Annotated in this window: 15 protein-coding genes; 2 read left to right on the top strand and 13 right to left on the bottom strand. The window is 35.4% G+C overall.

Translation table 11 applies throughout. The features are described from left to right. Nucleotides 1–383: 383 nt before the first annotated feature. The 8 genes from ACIQ4I_RS05720 to mutS form a co-directional block, all read right to left on the bottom strand. Nucleotides 384–1634 carry a methionine gamma-lyase family protein gene (locus ACIQ4I_RS05720; protein WP_403093871.1) on the bottom strand — a complete coding sequence of 417 codons (1251 nt, stop codon included), beginning with the start codon at nucleotides 1632–1634 and terminating at the stop codon, nucleotides 384–386. A 215-nt stretch (nucleotides 1635–1849) separates the two neighbouring features. Next, the gene (locus ACIQ4I_RS05725; protein ID WP_403093874.1) at nucleotides 1850–2149 is read right to left on the bottom strand and encodes a rhodanese-like domain-containing protein; all 300 of its coding nucleotides are present in this window, start codon (nucleotides 2147–2149) and stop codon (nucleotides 1850–1852) included. A 175-nt stretch (nucleotides 2150–2324) separates the two neighbouring features. Next, on the bottom strand, nucleotides 2325–2552 hold the full coding sequence (hfq, locus tag ACIQ4I_RS05730) for an RNA chaperone Hfq (RefSeq protein WP_397537597.1): 228 nt from the start codon (nucleotides 2550–2552) through the stop codon (nucleotides 2325–2327). A gap of 60 nt (nucleotides 2553–2612) precedes the next feature. Beyond that, complete coding sequence (miaA, locus tag ACIQ4I_RS05735; RefSeq protein ID WP_403093876.1) at nucleotides 2613–3530, bottom strand: tRNA (adenosine(37)-N6)-dimethylallyltransferase MiaA; 918 nt, start codon at nucleotides 3528–3530, stop codon at nucleotides 2613–2615. Further along, nucleotides 3512–4450 (bottom strand): alpha/beta fold hydrolase, encoded by a 939-nt coding sequence (locus ACIQ4I_RS05740; protein ID WP_403093878.1) that lies wholly within the window; start codon nucleotides 4448–4450, stop codon nucleotides 3512–3514. Before ACIQ4I_RS05740 ends, miaA begins: the two co-directional genes overlap by 19 nt. Continuing rightward, nucleotides 4443–6101, bottom strand: coding sequence for a glycerol-3-phosphate dehydrogenase/oxidase (locus ACIQ4I_RS05745; protein WP_403093881.1), 1659 nt, complete (start codon nucleotides 6099–6101; stop codon nucleotides 4443–4445). The genes ACIQ4I_RS05740 and ACIQ4I_RS05745 overlap by 8 nt, the downstream gene beginning before the upstream one ends. A 28-nt stretch (nucleotides 6102–6129) precedes the next feature. After that, nucleotides 6130–8031, bottom strand: coding sequence for a DNA mismatch repair endonuclease MutL (gene mutL, locus ACIQ4I_RS05750; protein ID WP_403093883.1), 1902 nt, complete (start codon nucleotides 8029–8031; stop codon nucleotides 6130–6132). A 12-nt stretch (nucleotides 8032–8043) separates the two neighbouring features. Continuing rightward, on the bottom strand, nucleotides 8044–10692 hold the full coding sequence (mutS, locus tag ACIQ4I_RS05755) for a DNA mismatch repair protein MutS (RefSeq protein WP_403093885.1): 2649 nt from the start codon (nucleotides 10690–10692) through the stop codon (nucleotides 8044–8046). Between the two features lie 306 nt (nucleotides 10693–10998). Between mutS and gntK the strand changes: the two genes are divergently transcribed. Then, nucleotides 10999–12543: a gluconokinase gene (gntK, locus tag ACIQ4I_RS05760; RefSeq protein ID WP_403093887.1), complete on the top strand. Its 1545-nt coding sequence runs from the start codon at nucleotides 10999–11001 to the stop codon at nucleotides 12541–12543. A gap of 359 nt (nucleotides 12544–12902) precedes the next feature. Here the strand turns inward: gntK and ACIQ4I_RS05765 are convergent, their stop codons facing one another. The 3 genes from ACIQ4I_RS05765 to gnd all read right to left on the bottom strand — a co-directional run bounded on the left by ACIQ4I_RS05765 (nucleotide 12903) and on the right by gnd (nucleotide 16129). Then, complete coding sequence (locus tag ACIQ4I_RS05765; RefSeq protein WP_403093890.1) at nucleotides 12903–13427, bottom strand: P-loop nucleotide/nucleoside kinase family protein; 525 nt, start codon at nucleotides 13425–13427, stop codon at nucleotides 12903–12905. Between the two features lie 69 nt (nucleotides 13428–13496). After that, entirely contained in the window at nucleotides 13497–14369 is an 873-nt protein-coding gene (locus ACIQ4I_RS05770) for a hypothetical protein (protein ID WP_403093892.1), read from the bottom strand. Between the two features lie 863 nt (nucleotides 14370–15232). Next, nucleotides 15233–16129, bottom strand: coding sequence for a phosphogluconate dehydrogenase (NAD(+)-dependent, decarboxylating) (gene gnd, locus ACIQ4I_RS05775; protein WP_403093895.1), 897 nt, complete (start codon nucleotides 16127–16129; stop codon nucleotides 15233–15235). A 151-nt stretch (nucleotides 16130–16280) separates the two neighbouring features. On the opposite strand from gnd, the gene ACIQ4I_RS05780 reads away from it, so the two are divergent. Next, nucleotides 16281–17126: a MurR/RpiR family transcriptional regulator gene (locus ACIQ4I_RS05780; protein WP_403093897.1), complete on the top strand. Its 846-nt coding sequence runs from the start codon at nucleotides 16281–16283 to the stop codon at nucleotides 17124–17126. Nucleotides 17127–17194: 68 nt separating this feature from the next. On the opposite strand, the gene ACIQ4I_RS05785 is transcribed toward ACIQ4I_RS05780, so the two are convergent. After that, complete coding sequence (locus ACIQ4I_RS05785) at nucleotides 17195–18523, bottom strand: GntT/GntP/DsdX family permease (protein WP_403093900.1); 1329 nt, start codon at nucleotides 18521–18523, stop codon at nucleotides 17195–17197. A gap of 215 nt (nucleotides 18524–18738) precedes the next feature. Continuing rightward, complete coding sequence (cotE, locus tag ACIQ4I_RS05790) at nucleotides 18739–19320, bottom strand: outer spore coat protein CotE (protein WP_403095077.1); 582 nt, start codon at nucleotides 19318–19320, stop codon at nucleotides 18739–18741. Between the last annotated feature and the right edge of the window lie 221 nt (nucleotides 19321–19541).

The following is a 19541-nucleotide window of genomic DNA, read 5'->3' on the forward strand; positions in this document are numbered from 1 at the left end:
CCTTACCTTTCACAAGATTTATAATACATGATGTTATGTTTCTTGTCAATACGATGTTAGGATTTCTCACATTTATTTTTAACTATAATAAAAGCCCGTCAACATTGAGTTAACGAGCAAATTTAAATGCTGAAACGGCTCATCCAGACCTGAAATCGCAAATGCTTTCGAATCGATTTCTTTGACCGAGAAATATTTCAAATAAGATAGCCTACGATTGGCGACATCGTGTGGCAACGGCTATCAGGTACGCATCCTCGAGGGTCTAGCCGCTGAACGCACCCGACAAGAAAATGTTTTTCACGCGAAGAGGTGCTTTTTGCCTCACATCAGGAAGGGTATTTGACCTCGATGGCTAGTGAGTGAAGCCAGAGTATTCTAAATCAGCTTTGTAAATTTTGAACAGCATTTAATATGGCATACTTTACATGTTCATATGTTAAGCCACCTTGTACGTAAGCAGTGTAAGGTGGACGAATAGGGCCATCAGCAGATAGCTCAATACTTGCACCTTGTACAAATGTACCTGCAGCCATAATCACATCATCTTCGTAACCTGGCATTGGTGCCGGTTCTGGAGCAAAATGTGCATTGACTGGCGAGTTTGCTTGAATAGATTGACAGAACTGAATCATTTGTTCTGCTGTTTTAAATGATACAGCTTGGATCAAGTCTGTACGTTTCGCATCATAACGAGGGGAAGGCGTCATTCCAATTTCTTCTAGAATAGCTGCTGTGAAGATGGCACCTTTTAAAGCTTGTGCCACAACATGTGGCGATAAGAAAAATCCTTGATACATATCCGGAAGTGCATTTAAGGAAGGGCCTGCTTCTGCACCGATACCAGGAGATGTCATGCGATATGCACATTGCTCAACATATTTAGCTTTACCAGCTATATAGCCACCTACTTTTGCAAGGCCACCACCAGGATTCTTAATTAAAGATCCTGCCATTAAATCAGCACCAAGTTCTGTTGGTTCAACTGCATCTACGAATTCACCATAACAATTATCTACGAAAATAATTGCATCTTCTTTAATAGTACGGATTTTTTTGATCATGTGAGCGATTTGTTCTATTGTAAATGAAGGTCTTGTTGCATAACCTTTTGAACGTTGAATGGCAATTACTTTCGTTTTATTTGATACTACCTTTTTGACAGTTTCCCAGTCAATATCTTGGTCATCTATTAAGTCAACATGTCGATAACTAATGTTGAAGTCTTTTAATGAGCCTGTATCTTTGTCTCCTCCGTCTACGATAGATTGTAATGTATCGTAAGGTTTACCTGTCACATAGATTAGTTCATCTCCTGGGCGCAAAACACCGAAAAGACTAATCGTAATCGCATGTGTACCAGAAATAATTTGTGGACGTACTATTGCTGCTTCTGCACCAAATGTTTTGGCATATACACGTTCTAAATTATCACGACCTTCGTCATCATAGCCGTAACCAGTTGAAGGATAAAAGTGACTTTCACTAACATTATTATTGCGAAAAGCAGAAAGCACTTTTTGTTGGTTATAAAAAGCCATTTCATCAGCTTGATTCAAATAAGGTTTCACTTTTTCCTCTATTTTTTTTGATAAGGCCAAAGTTTCTTCTGTTAAATTGGACATATATGCCATCTATATCGACTCCATTTCTAAATTAAGTCCTATTTAATCTTATCAATTCTTTCTAATTCGTCAACTATTCGTCTCTATTCAACAATTTAAGTCCAGTCTTTTATTAAAATACAGATTTAATCTCTTCTATTCAGAATTACTATAGATTTCTTCAAAAATAGACCAAACAAAAAGACGATTCACTCGAATAGTGATCGTCATTTTGCATACCAGAATTAGAATTCTAATTCCCCTTCCCAAGAACTCATGCCGCCTTCCATGTTTGTTACATCGTAGCCTAGTCCATCTAAATAAGAGCATGCACTAAAACTACGACCTCCAGCATGGCATACGAATATATATGATGTGTTTTGATCTAATTCAGCCATTCGTTCAGGAATTTGACCTAAAGGAATGTGAATTGCACCAGGAATAATACCATTGGCTACTTCCTCATCTTCACGAACATCAACAATATGTAAATCTTCGTTTGCATCTAGTTTTTCTAATACTTCTTCAGGGGTAATTGTTTTCATTCATTAATCCTCCATTTTCAATCTATCTATAGTATATATGGGGATTTGCAATTGGGCTACTTTTTTAAATGAATCTCCTCCGTGTATAATAAAAAGCCATTCTATAACAAATTTAGTTACGAAACGGCTTCTCATGATCAAAAATCTATAATGCTTTTAAAAAAGATATAGCGAATTACTCAACTTCTTGTTGTAAATCTACAGACTTTGATGGAGAAAATGTTGATATCGCATGTTTGTAAATCAAATGTTGTTTGCCATCTACTTCAAGTAATACAGTAAAATTATCGTAGGAACGAATTGTTCCTTTTAACTGAAAGCCATTTAATAAGAAGACGGTAACGAAAATACCGTTTTTACGTAATTGGTTTAAATACGTATCTTGTAAATTCATTGATTTCATGAAGATCCCCCTTAACCTCTGTAATAGTATTGTATATTCGCCTTTTCTAGTGAATTTCCTTTATTTTTGTAAAATATTATCAATTATTTTTATTGTGCCCAATTGTACATCATACCAATCAATATCCATCTTATTTCTGAAATAAGTAAGTTGACGTTTGGCATAACGACGTGAATTTTGTTTTAATTGATCGATTGCTTCATCTAAAGATACTCGCCCATCCAAATATGCATAAATCTCTTTATAGCCGATTGCTTTAATTGATTGCACATCTCGAATCCCTCTATTGTAAAGACCTTTCACTTCCTCTAATAGTCCTTTTTCCATCATCATATCGACTCGCTGATTGATCCGACTGTATAACTGTTCTCTCTCCATATTTAGTCCGACTATTCGATGCTTATAGAGTGGGGTATTGCCTAGATGCTGTTCCACATCTGATCTTTGAATATCACTGTGTTCAGCCATTTCTAACGCGCGAATAACACGTCTTGTGTTATTTGGATGAATTTCTGCTGCTGTTTTTGGGTCAACTGCTGCTAGTTTTGCATGCATTGCTTCAGGACCGACTTCTGCTAATTCTTGGTAATATACTTGACGTACAGTATCATCAATTTTCTCTTCTGTAAAACGAAAATCAAATAGCACCGCTTGAATATAAAGTCCAGTTCCACCAATGATTATTGGAAATTTCCCTTTTGCTCGAATTTCGTCAATTTTGGCACGGACTAGTTTTTGATAATCTGCAACAGAAAAGGAATCAGTAGGTTCTTTTATATCTAGTAAGTGATGTGGAATTCCTTCCATTTCTTCAGGTGTTATTTTCGCAGTTCCGATATTTAACTCTTTATAAACTTGCATAGAATCCCCATTAATAATTTCACCATCGATCGCCTTTGCTAGCTCGATACTTAGCGCTGTTTTACCAACAGCTGTTGGACCAACTATTGCAATAACATCTAATTCTTGTTGTAACATTCTTTTTTCTCCAACCATTGTATTATCGTTTGAAACACTTGCTCTTTATTGGTTTCGTTTAAAATTTCATGTCGCATACCTTCAAAAAGTTGTACGGTAACATCATGTAAACCGCATTTTTGCATTTGCTTCGCTACACGCCATATCCCTTTTGTAAAACCACCTACTGGATCATCAGAGCCACTAATAAGTAGTATAGGTATATCATTCCGAATTCGTCGTACTTCATGTCGTTTTGACAATGTAATAATGCCTTGCAAAAAATCAACATAAAATTGATTTGAAGAGATAAAACCACAGTCTTCATCTGCTATATATTTTTCTACTTCTTTAGCATCTGTACATAACCAATCAAACTTCGTTTCCGGGTTTTGAATCGCATGATTGAAATTACCAAAAGAAAGCTTATCCATAACGCTACTTTCTTCAGCTTTCCCTCTAACTTTTGCTAAATATTTTGCGAGATTTACACCAGCATAATGCTCAATGCCGACAGCTCCTGATCCACAGTAAATCGCTTTATCCAGTTCCTCGCTAAATAATTCTGTGTATCTTCTCGCGATAAACGAGCCCATACTATGTCCAAATAAAATCATAGGTGGTAGATTCCGATTTTGTCGTACTGCATTTGTCACAGTCTTAACATCTTCAACTACTTTTTCAAAACCATTTTGTTCACTAAAGAATCCTTTTGTCGCTTGATTTAGTTTTGCAGTTCTACCATGACCACGATGATCATGCATTGAAACTAAATACCCTGCATTTGTTAAAATTTCAGCGAATGGAACATATCGTTCATGATGCTCAGCCATACCATGTAGAATGTGAATATGACCCTTCACTGGTGTTAATGGTTCATACACAGAAACCGCTAGATGATGATGATCCCTTGAAGTAACTGTCATTTGTTCTTTATTCATATAATTCCTCGCTAGCAAAATGGGATGCGTCATATAAAAACTCTTCTAGTTCTTTATGATATTGTTGCTCTTCGCCAGGTGAGTAATGTAAATATTTACTCATTATTCTAGTAACTGATTGTTTATATTTTTTCACACTACCTATATTAAAGAACATTCTAGAAGAACGACGAACAAAGAAATCTACTGGTGTATAAGCCATTTCATATTGAATTGAATAGATCAACTGTGCATGTAAATCTAGAGGTAATTGTTGTTCCCCTTCTTGCACATCTAAGGTGTGAATAATACGAAATAGATCATCAATATTTGTACCATAACAACGTACTAAGTGATAGGCTTCATCAAAAGTTAAACCATAACGCGTACCTTCTTGTGCTTTGTAATGTGTATATGCATCAAAGTTTTGGGAATTAATACCCTTGGCTCCGGATAGAGATAATTCGGCAGTAACACATGGTCCTGCTTTTTTAAATTGTTTGCGTGAAACAATTTTATCGACAATTTTTTCTGCCATTTTACGATAACCTGTTAACTTCCCGCCGGCAATCGTCAACAGACCTGTAGAAGATTCCCATACTTCATCTTTTCTAGAAATTTCAGATGGATCTTTTCCTTCTTCATAAATAAGAGGTCGTACACCTGCCCAACATGATTCTACGTCATTTAAAGAAACATCAATTTCTGGGAACATATAATGAATCGTTTCTAGTAAATAATCTATATCATCTTCTGTAGCTACAGGTTTAATGGGATTATCGTCAAAAAAAGTATCCGTTGTTCCTACATATATTTTCTGATCGCGAGGTATTGCGAATACCATTCGACCATCTGGAGTATCAAAATAAACCGATTGCTGTAACGGGAATCTTGATTGATCAATAACAATATGAACACCTTTTGTTAATCTCAGTTTCTTATTGTTGTCGATTTTATCTTTTTGACGCATAATATCAACCCACGGCCCCGTAGCATTGACAACGGTATTTGCTTGCAATGTCCATGTTTTTTGAGAAACTTGGTCATGTACTCTAGCACCAACTACTTTTTTACCATCATAAACAAAATCTTCTACCTTCGCATAATTTAAACATACAGCTCCTAGCTCAACCGCTTTTTTTAATATTTCGATTGTTAAACGAGCATCATCTGTACGATATTCAACATAATAGCCTCCACCTTTAAGGCCGTCTTGTTTTAATAATGGTTCTTTTGCTAACGTTTCTTTTGGTTTTAGCATGGAACGTCTTTCTGATTTTCTAACGGCCGCTAATCGATCGTACATTTTCAAACCAAGAGATGTTGTTAAAGGTCCAAATGTACCTCCTTTATAGAAAGGTAATAACATCCATTGAGGTGTTGTAATATGAACGCCGTTTTCATAAACAATTTCTCTTTCTTTACCCGTCTCCTTAACTACATCAACTTGCAATTGCTTTAAGTAACGTAAACCACCATGCACTAATTTTGTGGAACGACTTGAAGTTCCCGCAGCAAAGTCTTGCATTTCAACTAATGCTACAGACAATCCTCGAGATATAGCATCTAACGCAATACCAGCACCAGTTATACCTCCACCTACAACTAAAACATCGAATGAATAGTTGTTTAATACGTCAATAATTTGATCTCTTTTTGCAGCTGAAAACACGTAAGACTCCTCCTCTGACATCCATGCATTACATTACTCGTTTAAACATTTTCTCAATTTCATATGTTCTAAAGTGAACAATTACAGGTCTACCATGTGGACAAGTAAAGGGATTAACTCTTATTTTCAAATCTTGTAATAGTCTCTCCATTTGTGGTTTATCCAAATAGTGATTGGCTTTAATGGATCGTTTACAGCTCATCATAATAGCTGCCGCTTCGCGTAATTTCTTTATATCTGTTTTACGCTCTTTTAAAACTTGTTCGATTAATTCTTCAATAATTTCTGATTCAAAGTCTTTTGGGAACCAGGTTGGATGCTCTCGTACTACAAATGAGTTTTGACCAAATTCCTCAAGATAAACCCCTACTTCTTCTAAAGCTATCGCATTTTCACGTAATGTTAATGCTTCATCAGCTGAGTAATGGAAAGTTAGTGGTAATAATAGGGATTGGCGCTCATCTGAATTAACTTCTCCAACCTTATCTTTAAAATATTCATATTTAATACGTTCTTGCGCTGCATGTTGGTCGATTAAGTAAAAACCATCTGCACTTTGAGCGACAATATACGTCCCATGAATTTGCCCCACAATTTCAAGTTCCGGAAATGGATCTTTTGATGTTTCATCTGGAACAATTTCTTCTGGCTCTACTTCATCTTCTGACCACATATCCACTTGATTTGAGCCTAGATTATTTAATCCTTGTGACGCTTTAATCTCTTCCCAACTTTCTTCTACTGCGAAACCTTTAGCTGGCTCTGTATTAACTACACCTTCTTTAATAATCGGTGAAAAATCCAGGTCATTTATTTTTTCCTCTGTTTTCGGTTTCTCATTAAATTGCGGCATATTCGTTGTATTGTAATTAATTGTTTTCCAAAAGTTAATTTGTTCTGAAGATGCCTCTGGTTTTTTCTTTTTCTGAGCAATTTCCGGTACTTGCATCGAATTACGAATTGCTTTATGAAGAGATTCTTCAATTAGCTGCATCAAATCTGCTTCTTTACTTAATCGAATTTGCTGCTTTGCGGGATGCACATTGACATCTGTTAAATACGGATCTCCTTCTATATGGATCACCGATATAGGAAATCTACCGATTGGCAAAAATGTATGATAAGCATCAATGATCGCTTTTTGAATTGTATAATGCCGTACCCAACGACCATTCACAAAGATCGACATATAATTTTTAGAGGCTCGTGTGATTTCTGGAATTGTTGCGTAACCTGTTATTTTATAATCTTTCGATTCACCTTCAAAACGAACCATTTTCTTGGCATTCGCCACTCCATAAATTGCCGCTAATACTTGGCGCAAATCACCACGCCCATTTGTTTGCAATAATTCATGATCATGATGTGTTAACTTAAATGCAATATTGGGATAGCAGAGTGCTAAACGATTCATCAAATCAATCGTATGACCAAGTTCTGTTTGAATCGTTTTCATATATTTTAAACGTGCTGGAGTGTTGAAAAACAATTGAGAAACAGTGATATCTGTTCCTTTGCGAAGAGAGCCAGGCTTTTTATCGATGACATGACCACCTTCAAGATGCACTTCAACTCCTGCTTCACCATTAGAAGTTATTAAATCTACTTTCGAGACAGAAGCGATACTTGCTAATGCTTCCCCACGGAAACCCAGTGTTCGAATTCGAAATAAATCATGCTCATTATTAATTTTACTTGTAGCATGTCTTTGAAATGATATTAGCGCATCATCTTCATCCATCCCACACCCGTTATCAATTACTTGAATAGAAGTCATTCCAGCTTCTTCTAATACCACTTCAATTGAGGTACTGCCTGCATCAACGGCATTTTCAACTAATTCTTTGACTACAGAAGAAGGGCGTTCAACCACTTCACCTGCTGCAATTTTATTAGACAAAAATTCGTCCATTATATGAATATGCCCCATTTTAGGCACCCCCTATTTTTGTAATAATGATTGTTGCAATGTATAAACAAGTTGCAATGCATCCATTGGTGTTGTACCAGATACATTTAAACGTTTTAATTTTTCAAGTACATCTTTTTCAGCATCTGATAATTCAGGTACTGTTACTTCTTTGACAACAGTTTCTTCCTCTCCAAAGAGAGATAGTTGTGTTTCTGGTTCTTCATGGACGGTTGACATCTCTTGCTGTGGCACTTCTTCTACCGTTACAACTGCTGCAGCTACTTCTTTATGACGAAGTGTTGGTTCCACATCTGTTGCTTCAAACTCAGCAAGCAATACGCGCGCCCGTTCAATGATTGGTTTCGGTAATTCTGCTAACTCTGCTACATGAATACCGTAACTCTTATCAGCTGGGCCATTCTTTACTTTATGCAAGAACACAACTTTGCCATCTTGTTCCGTAGCTGATACATGAACATTTTGAAGACGCTCTAATTCGTTTTCTAATGTAGTAAGTTCGTGATAGTGTGTAGAGAATAGTGTGTTTGCCCCAATTCTATTATGGATATATTCCATCATGGATTGTGCCAACGCCATGCCATCATAGGTAGATGTTCCACGTCCAATTTCATCGAATAATAATAAGCTGTTAGCAGTAGCATTTGTAATGGCATGTTGAGATTCTAACATTTCTACCATAAAGGTACTTTGGCCTCCTGCTAAGTCATCTGCCGCTCCGATACGGGTGAAAATTTGATCAGTAATTGGTAGTTCAGCTTCATCGGCTGGTACGTAGCAACCCATTTGCGCCATCACTGTAATTAAGGCAACTTGACGCATATACGTACTTTTCCCTGACATGTTAGGTCCTGTAATGAGCATCATATTTTGGTCGGTATTTAAAATACAGTCATTTGGTACGTACAGTTGTTTATTCATCATTTTTTCAACAACTGGATGACGGCCATTGACAATTTTCAATGCACGTCCTTCATGGAATGTTGGTTTTACAAAATGATACTTATCTGTTACTACAGCAAAGCTTGTGAAGACATCTAGTTCACTAATATCAGATGCCAATGCTTGAAGACGTGGAATAAATTGTTTTAAGTACTCACGAATTTCTGTGAATAATTGATATTCAAGTACTAAACTTTCTTCTTCCGCATTTAAAATGATAGCTTCTTTTTCTTTTAATTCTTCTGTAATATATCTTTCAGCATTTGCTAATGTTTGTTTTCTTTCATAACGAGTAAGGTCTACAGATTGAATATTCGATTTCGTCACTTCGATATAGTAACCAAATACACGGTTATAGCCGATTTTTAAATTTTTAATACCAGTAACTTCACGTTCTTTTTTCTCTAATTGGGCAATCCAGTCTTTTCCGTTTCTAGATGCATAACGTAACTCATCTAGTTTTTCATTGAATTCTTCGCGTATTACATCCCCTTCTTTAATAGAAATCGGAGGATGGTCTGTAATGGCTTTGCTTAAATAGCTTTCAACATCCTCGCATAAATCAAGTGTTTGACCTAGAGGCACTAAATGTTCTTTGCCAGAATTGTTTAACTGATCTTTAATCGCAGGTACTTGTCTTAAAGATTCACGTAATTGTGCAAGATCACGACCACCTACACTGCCAAATGCCACACGGCCAGCTAATCGTTCTAGATCATAAACTTTTTTCAACAGCTCTTGTAATTCTGCACGGAGGAAATAATCTTCCAATAAATCAGTTACGATACTTAATCGTTTTTCGATTGCTTTTCGGCTCGCCAATGGTTGGTGAAGCCATTGTTTTAATTTACGACCACCCATGGCTGTCGCTGTTTCATCCAAAAGCCATAATAATGTGCCTTTTTGATCTCCTCCACGCAGTGACTGGATTAGCTCTAAATTACGTTTGGAATTTGTATCGATATTCAAATAATTTTTCACTTCATGGTAAGTAAATGGTTGAATATGTGATAACGAGCGCATTTGTGTACGTTCAAGATAACGTAATAATATGCGACTTGCTTCGTGTAATTCTTCTGGTGCTTGTTTCAAATATTGTAGGCTTGTTACTTCAGTCATACCTTCATTTTCAAGCGAAAGTACAATTGAATAGGTATCAGCTAATTCTTGTAACTCTGCAAATAACTCATCTTTCACCACTAATTCGCGAATATCAAATGCTTGTAGTTGTTGGATTAAATCTTTTTTATCGCCTTCCACATATGTAGTGGTGGATTCACCAGTCGATAGATCAAGATAGCTAAAAGCAAATTCATTATCTTTTAATTTTGTGCTTGCTGCGATAAAATGATTGGATTTTCCATCAATCGCTTTGCCTTCCATAATCGTTCCCGGTGTAATAAGTTGAATGACTTCACGTTTAACGACACCTTTTGCTAATTTTGGATCCTCAGTTTGTTCACATATCGCTACTTTATATCCTTTTTGAACAAGTGTCTCAATATAATTTTTTGCAGAATGATGCGGTATGCCACACATTGGAATGCGTTCTTTCATACCAGCATCTCTACTTGTTAATGTAATTTCTAAAATTTGTGACGCTTTCAATGCATCATCAAAGAACATTTCATAAAAATCTCCTAAACGGAAAAATAAAAAAGCATCTTGATAGTCTGCTTTTACTTGTAAATATTGTTGCATCATAGGTGTGTAAGCCATATTATTACCTCTCCTGTGTTCCTATATCTTATCTTTATTATAACAAATCAAAGTCGAAAAATCGTTTTTGACTTATAATAGAAAGTATTTCCACTAACCTATTTTGTTGTTTAATTGTATAAACAGTGCAAAATAAAAAAGACAAAAAATTTATAACTCATTTTTTCGATGTTATCCTTTTCTTAATTCTATAAGTCCAGTAAAATAGAACGCGAAGAAATATTTTTTCTGATATAATAATTCGAAAAGAAAAAAAATTTATTACATTAACTTATGATGTTTTTATATAAAGGAGAATCCATCGCAATGTCAAAAATATCTTATTATCTAGGCGTTGATATTGGTACTACTTGCACGAAAGCGGTTTTATTTGGCAACAATGGCCAAGTAATTAGTATGCATCATGCAGGGTATCCACTCTATAGTCCTACTCCGAATGTTGCTGAACAAAATCCAGATGAAATTCTACATGCTGTGAAAGAAGCTATTCGTATTGCGATTAAAAAAAGTAGTATCGACGTAAATGATTTAAAACTCGTTTCATTCAGTGCAGCTATGCATAGTGTGATTGCAATTGACAAATACGGCAAACCGTTAACAAACTGCATGACTTGGGCAGATACCCGTGCAACCGATTGGGCAGACAAAATAAAGAACGAAATGAATGGTCATGAAATTTATAGACGTACAGGTACACCCATTCATCCTATGTCCCCTCTTTGTAAAATTACTTGGTTATGCCATGAAAAACCAGAGATTTTCAGTCAAACATATAAATTTATTAGTATGAAAGAATATGTATTCCATAACTTTTTCGATCGCTATATTGTAGACCATTCGATTGCTTCCGCTACTGGTATGTTCAATCTCGAAAATCGTGATTGGGATGAAAACGCTTTAGAAGTTGCTGGTATTACAGCTGCTCAATTATCTGAGCTGGTACCAACCACTTATTATCTTGATGGTTTAAAAAAAGACATTGTAGAGGAAATTGGTATACCTTCTCATATCCCATTTGTCATCGGTGCCAATGATGGGGTACTTTCAAATCTTGGAGTCAACGCAATTGATCCAGGAGTTGTCGCTGTCACAATCGGTACGAGTGGTGCTATCCGTACTGTAACAGATCACCCTGTAACAGATCCAAAAGGTCGGATTTTCTGCTATGTGTTAACAGACAAGCATTGGGTTGTAGGTGGTCCGGTAAACAATGGCGGTATGACTTTTAGATGGGTACGTGATGAATTGGCAGCTTCTGAAGTAGAAACTGCTAAACGATTAGGAATCGACGCATACGATGTGTTAACGAAAATCGCCTCGAATGTAAATCCTGGTTCTGACGGATTATTATTCCATCCGTATTTAGCTGGCGAACGCGCTCCATTATGGAATGCGAATGCCCGTGGATCATTCTTTGGATTAGGATTACATCATAAAAAAGAGCATATGATCCGTGCCGTACTAGAGGGCGTTATTTTCAACTTATATACGGTCTTTATCGCATTACAAGAAGTAATTGGGATTCCAAAGAAAATCCAAGCAACTGGTGGTTTTGCACGTTCTGAATTATGGCGCCAAATGATGGCAGATATTTTCAATCAAGAAGTTTCAGTACCTGAAAGCTTTGAAAGCTCATGTCTTGGAGCAATTGTTCTTGGTATGTATGCATTAGGTGAAATTGAAGACTTCTCTATTGTTTCAGAATGGGTCGGCTCAACTCATGTTCATAAACCAATTCCAGAAAATGTAGACGTTTATGTGGAACTGATTCCCATCTATATACGTATTTCTCGATTACTTGAGCAAGAATATCATGATATAACTAAATTCCAGGAAAAACGGGTAAAATAAAAGTCATTTATGTTTCTTAAAAAACTAAGAGCAAAACTACTTTCATCAGTAGTGTTGCTCTTTTTTGGTGATTTTTTTATCTTAATGAGTCAATTTCATAAATCCATTTTCCGTTTTAAATACTATAATTTCAACATATTTACTTTTCCATATTCAGATTTGGATGTTACGCTACAGACGGCGCTTTCCACGGGCTTGGCTTCAATCTCCTCGTCACTACGTTCCTGCGGGGCTTTCAGCTCAACCTTTTCCCGTAGGAGTCGCCGTCTTTCGCTCCACAATGAACAAAATTGGACATCATTAAATGCTCGTATATTTTAAATGAAATTTCCATTATGAAATTGATTCTGATAAAATGATTATTTCAATATATATTCTATTACTAATGGAAAATAATTTGATAAAGTTTGATTAGTGTCAATTTTCAATATTTCTAAATTTTCAGGTTTTTCACCATTTTGAATCGTATATTCAAATGCTTCTTTGGAATGTATTTGAGGAATTTGACTTATGAGTCTCTCTCTTTTAGCTAGTCGATCATTGATTAAATTATAGTCATCTATGTAACACTCAATATATTTATATTTCACATTAAATCTTAATGCTAATTCTACTCCTTTCTCAACTTGCTCTTCATAAAGACATGGGCTATCTAAAATCACACTCCGCCCTTGAGATAAATAAAATTCAATTAACGCCCAATCAACTTCGTACGCAATTTGTCCTGTAATCTGAAAATCAATAGCTTTTTCTGCTATAGAATTTATTAATGCCGATTTTACAATATCATGATCTACAATAATCATATTTTCATTACTAGCAATTGCTTTTGCTAAAGTTGATTTTCCTGATCCAGGAAAACCTGACATTTGAATAAAGTACATTGAAACGCTCCCTTCCTCTTTCCAATAATAAAGACGTTTATTAGTTTTATATTTAATTCCACAAAGTCCTTAACTTTTTTTACGATATTTCACAAGTTTTAAATGTTCCCATTCCTTATTAAGTTGTTCTTTTGATAGAATTTTCCATGGATTAAAAATTGTTTGTCCATGCTTATTAAAAAATAAATCTTCGCCTAAATGATATGCTGCATGTTGAATAATGCTATTTTCATCTACCCAGACGATAAGATCTTCGGGTTGAAGCTCATCACTTAAACATTCCTTGTAATGATAGTGCGCTAATTTTCCAAGAAACGTTTCTTGATGAATCCATTCATTGATAAACCACGGTTGTTTCCCCTTAGTAAGGGCATACACAACAGCGGCTAAACAGTTTGCGCCTTGTACATGACCAAATGTATTTGCAAAAGGCTCTAAAAATTCAGGCAACCATTCGGGAGATGTAACAGCTTCACCTTTATCCCACCATTCATAAATCATGGTTGTAAGTATATCTTCTTTACAAGTTTGTGAAAGATTTTCCCACATAGTTCGCTGAATTACAATATGTTCATTGATAACAAAACTTGTTGGAATATTATCCAACTGATGAACAAATGAAATTGGAATCACAAGTCCTCTTTCTAACTGCACTTGAACTTTTAATATGAATTGTCTTTGCTCTTCAGATATTGTTTCAATCCATTCTTTTTGTGCTATGACAACATAATTTGCATTTTTGACATTCCAATATTCATAAGCATTCACATACTCTACTTGTCCATATGTACTGTGATTATAAAACTCATTTATAGGCATTAACAAAACATCTGTAAAGTCAAATCCTTTATTAAGTTGCTCAGTTGAAAAGAAATATAAATCTTTCTCTGGTACATAGCTGTCCATCCATGAAAGTAAGTTTCGTTTAGGCCTAATTTGCATAATGTATTCCTCCAAAGATTTTATATTTTATTGATGAATCAATTTCATAATTTAAAGATTTAATAAAAACAAGAACGTTAAATGTGCCATTGTTATATGCCATATCTATTAGAACATTGTTCTATGAAGCGGAAGATGGCGAGTCCTCGAAAATGCATTCGCATTTCCTTCGTGCGATGTTAATTCAGTGAAGTTTATTCAATGTCCTACGGGAAAGCGAGACAGGTGAGACCCCGCAGTGAAAATTCTTTTTGCCCCACAAAAAGAATTTTCTGCGACGAAGCTAGCGTAGCAATGCTGGAGCAATCTTTTAACTGCGACGAGTAACCGCAGGAGCAAAGGCTTCCGAGGAGGCTCAACGATCGCTTAGCACGAAAGCGCCATCTGGAGCGGCATACTGAGTAAATACTGAGTAAATACCGGAAAATTAATTATTATCCGAATTATAGGATGATACTTGGTCTTCCAAGATTGCTTCACGATAAGTTACCACTAGCTAAAACTGCTTTATTAATTCTCCTATATTAATTGCCATTATATCTATAAATGGAAAAATCCACTACATTTTCATGTAAATAAAGTGGCGGTGTATGCCCCGATACTTATGCCAAAAAACTGGATGCTGAGACCTCACAGAGAAATAATTTTTGTGTCGAGTGAAGGCACCGTAATGGATCATTAGATATTTTGATGGCATACCCTGCATTTAATATTAGACTATAAAATTATTCATGCATGTGTTGGGAGACAAAAGCTTTTGAATGTTTTTATTTTAGAAGCATTTATAAACTATCATTTTTACAAAACAAAAAGCCAGTTATCATACGAAATGATAACTGACCTATTCAATATTTAGAACTTATTTATTTCTTTTCAACAGCATGTCCGCCAAATTCATTGCGAAGTGCTGCGACTACTTTCCCTGTAAATGTATCTTCTTCTAAAGAACGATAACGCATCATTAGTGAAAGTGTTGTAACAGGAACTGGTGCTTTTAATTCAAGGGCAGTCTCAACTGTCCATTTACCTTCACCAGACGAATGCATAATGCCTCTAATTTCATCTAGTTTTGGATCTTTAGAAAATGCATTTTGTGTTAATTCCATTAACCAAGAACGAATAACAGAGCCGTGATTCCACATTTCTGCAACTTTTTCATAATCGTAATCATATGGGCTTTTTTCTAATACTTCGAAGCCTTCTGCAATAGCTTGCATCATACCATATTCAATGCCATTATGAATCATTTTCAAGAAATGCCCACTACCTGATTTTCCGGCATATAAATAACCTTTATCTACACAGATATCTTGGATAAATGGTTCGATCACTTTAAATGCTTGTTCTTCCCCACCAATCATCATACAAGCACCATTTAATGCACCTGATGTACCACCACTTGTACCGATATCCATGAAGAAAATTCCTTTTTGTTGCAAGTCTTCAGAAATTTGAATAGCTTCTTTATAATGTGAGTTACCGCCATCAATTAAGATATCACCTGCATCAAGAATACCTTTTAACTGATTTATAGTATTAATTGTAATATCACCAGCAGGTACCATCATCCAAATAACACGTGGTTTAGGAAGTGCATTAACCATTTCTTGTAATGAAGAAAAAGTTTTACCACCTTCAACTGTGAAATTTTTTGAAGCTTCCGTATTCACATCAAAAGCAAATACTGTATGTTTATGTTCCATTAAATTTAAACCAAGGTTATACCCCATTTTCCCTAAACCAATTAAACCGATATTCATCTATAGCGCTCCTTTTTCGTTATTATTCGATATTCGTGATTTCATTATACTAAAAATTATTTCTATATTAAATAAAAATAGAGAAAAAAATTTTCTTTTATCTGATTATGCTATACTACAGGTACTATTATTATTTGAAAGGAACTCGTTTATGACACAAAATACTATTAAGAAAATAAGTTCTCTTTATCCTCGTTTAAGCGAAAAGGAAAAGAAAATTGCAGACTATATTCAAGAAGATCCATCTCATATTATTAATAAAACCATTAACGAGGTTTCTGCTGATTTAAATATTGCGGATGCAACTGTTTTTCGTTTTTGTAAGCGCTTAGGTTTTAAAGGATATCAAGCGATGAAGATTGCATTAGCATCTGAAGTAATTACACCAATCCAGCAATTTCACGAAGAAATCTCAGAGAGTGATGATGAAAAAACGATCTTTCAAAAAATATTCAAATCAAATATTCGAACACTTGAAAATACAATGCATATTTTAGACGAAGGATCCATTAAAAGAGCAGTAATGCTCATGAATAAAGCGAAGCATATTTATTTTTATGGTACTGGTGGTTCTGCCGTAATTGCAATGGATGCCTATCATAAATTCGTACGAACAGGTGTTAAATGCTTCGCTTTTGTCGATTCCCATTTTCAACTGATGTCCGCTTCACAATTGTCAACAGATGATTTAGCTGTAGTCATCTCGCATTCAGGACGTAATCGAGATACTCTTCAAATTTCAAAGACTGCTAAAGAACATGGTGCTTCTATGATTGCCATAACCGGCTTCCCTAAATCACCAATTGGTCAATTAGCAGATGTCGCTCTTTATACAAGCTCTGAAGAAACCGAATATCGCTCTGAAGCTTTATCTTCAAGAATTGGGCAACTAAGTATAATCGATGCACTATACGTCAATACAATGGTAAAACATAAAGATGATGCAAATCATGCACTTGAAAAAATGCGTCATGCCATTTCACAAACTCGAATATGAGAAAATGGAGAAGACTTTGTGGTTCAAACAAAATCTTCTCCATCTCTTCCAAAAATCCTCATTAACTATTAAACAAATGCGTTAAGTATTAATGCACACGCAAACGCCACGAATGAAAGTATTGTTTCTAAAGCTGTCCACGTCTTAAAAGTTTCTTTAATAGATAAACCTAAATATTCTTTTACCATCCAGAAACCAGCATCATTAACATGTGAGAACATTAAGGATCCAGCACCTGTTACGATTACGAGAAGTTCTAAGTTAACACCAGGCATGTTCGCAATTATAGGTGATACAATGCCTGCAGCAGTTGTAAGTGCAACTGTTGCAGAACCTGTCGCAATTCGAATCAACCCTGCAATTACAAATGCTAATACTAAAGGTGATACAGAGAAGTTTTGCGCTAGGTGACCGATTGTGTCGCCAACACCACTGTCAATAAGAATTTGTTTAAATCCACCACCAGCACCAATAATCAAAACAATCGAACCAACAGGTACTAAGCAATCTTCTGTTAATTTCTTAATTGCTTTTTTGTTTTGTCCAAGTCTGAAACCAAGGAAATAATATGCTGAGAATACTGAAATAAGTAACGCAATTAACGGACTTCCGATAAATGCAAACGCACCTTCAAGCGTTTTTCCAACATGCATATAGGGAGCCATTGTACCAAGAACCATTAAAATAACAGGAAGTAAAATTGAGAAGAATGAAATAAATGTACCAGGCATTTGATTTTCTGCTTTATCTTCTACATGCACGAATTCAGGCTCAGCCTCAGGTATAACTCGTTTGCTAATATATTTTGCAAAAAGTGGTCCACCAATAATACCAGTAGGAATTGCAATAATTAATGAATAAAGAAGTACTTTACCTAAATTAGCATTGTAAATTCCAATTGCAGCAACTGCACCAGGATGCGGTGGAACTAAACCATGTACAATCGATAATCCTGCGATTGCTGGTAATGCAATCAATAAGATATTTTTCTTAGAAGCTTTTTGAATTGAAATCACAAGTGGAAGTAAAATTAATATCCCAACTTCGAAGAACACTGGAATCCCAATTACAAATCCAGAAAAGAACATTGCCCATGGTAATTTTTTTTCACCGAATACTTTGATAAAGAAATTGGCAATTCTTAAACCTGCACCAGATTCTGCAAGCATTTTCCCCAAAATTGCACCAAGTGCGATAATTCCAATTAAGTGTCCAAGTGTACCGCCAACACCTGTTTCGTACGCTTTCACAATTTCATCTAAGTTCATACCAGTGAAAATAGCAAGGAAAAGACTAGCAACTAGTAGACTGATAAATGCATGCCATTTAAAAACTGATACACCGACTATAACAATAACTATTGCTAATAATGTGATAATTAATAAGTATGCGTCCATATTCTATCCCCCATGTCCCAAATATTCGCTTCACATTAAATGTAAGCATTTTCATTAGCCTTATTATACGGAAAAAAATTTCTTAAATCAATAACACTTCAGAAAAAAAATTCATCCATTTATTACTGTTATTGAACAGTCTTACTTTTTAAGCCCTAAAAATATACAGACCATATAAAAAAAGTCGGTGTAATGAAGCTACCGACTTTTTTTGCTTACTTACGGAATGAGGATGACTCTAAATTACTTGATACATTTGATGCAGATGTTGAGCTGGAAGAGCTGGATCTATCTGATGATGAACTTGATGATGAGCTTTCATCTTCAAAATCCCATTCTTCTTCAAAATCTATAGGATGGATATTAATGCAGATCGTTGTTTCTCCTACAACTTCCGCTAATAATTCTCTTTCGATGGTGATAATAAAATGTTCACCATCTGGTCCAATAACCGCTTCAATACAATTTGGCTGCTGTAAAACGCGTATATGCACCTCTTCTTTACCTGTTGGTTCTTCATCACGATAATGTAGTTTGATCCGTTCACGATATGGAACTGATTCAGAAAATACTGCAGTTTTGGAATGATTGTTGTATGCGTACCATACATTAATATCATACTTACCTGTTACTTCTACGAACTTTCCATTTTTCTTTGCTTGATAAGTATGATTGATCACCCAACAACCTAAAATACTTGATGGACTATTTGGTGGACGTAAAGTTTCACTACACTCCGTTCTTTTTTTGCCCTTTGCAATCACTGCTTTTGTCACAATATGACGTAACTGTTTCAGCATGATTCCTCCTTTGCTTCCGTTCACCACATCATATGCGGCTTTTGCCTAGTGGGTGCCTAATTCTTTAATAAAAAATCTTATTCATAAGAATCAATTTTATAAATGCTTTTCTAGTATAAAAATACGAATTTTTTCTAAATAAACAATTCAATAATTCGGCATTTCTAGTATTTACTTAATATGACGCTTTCACAGAAAAAAACAGAACACACACGCAC

This window comes from Rummeliibacillus sp. NPDC094406, assembly GCF_044763875.1.
Classification (GTDB): Bacteria; Bacillota; Bacilli; order Bacillales_A; family Planococcaceae; genus Rummeliibacillus.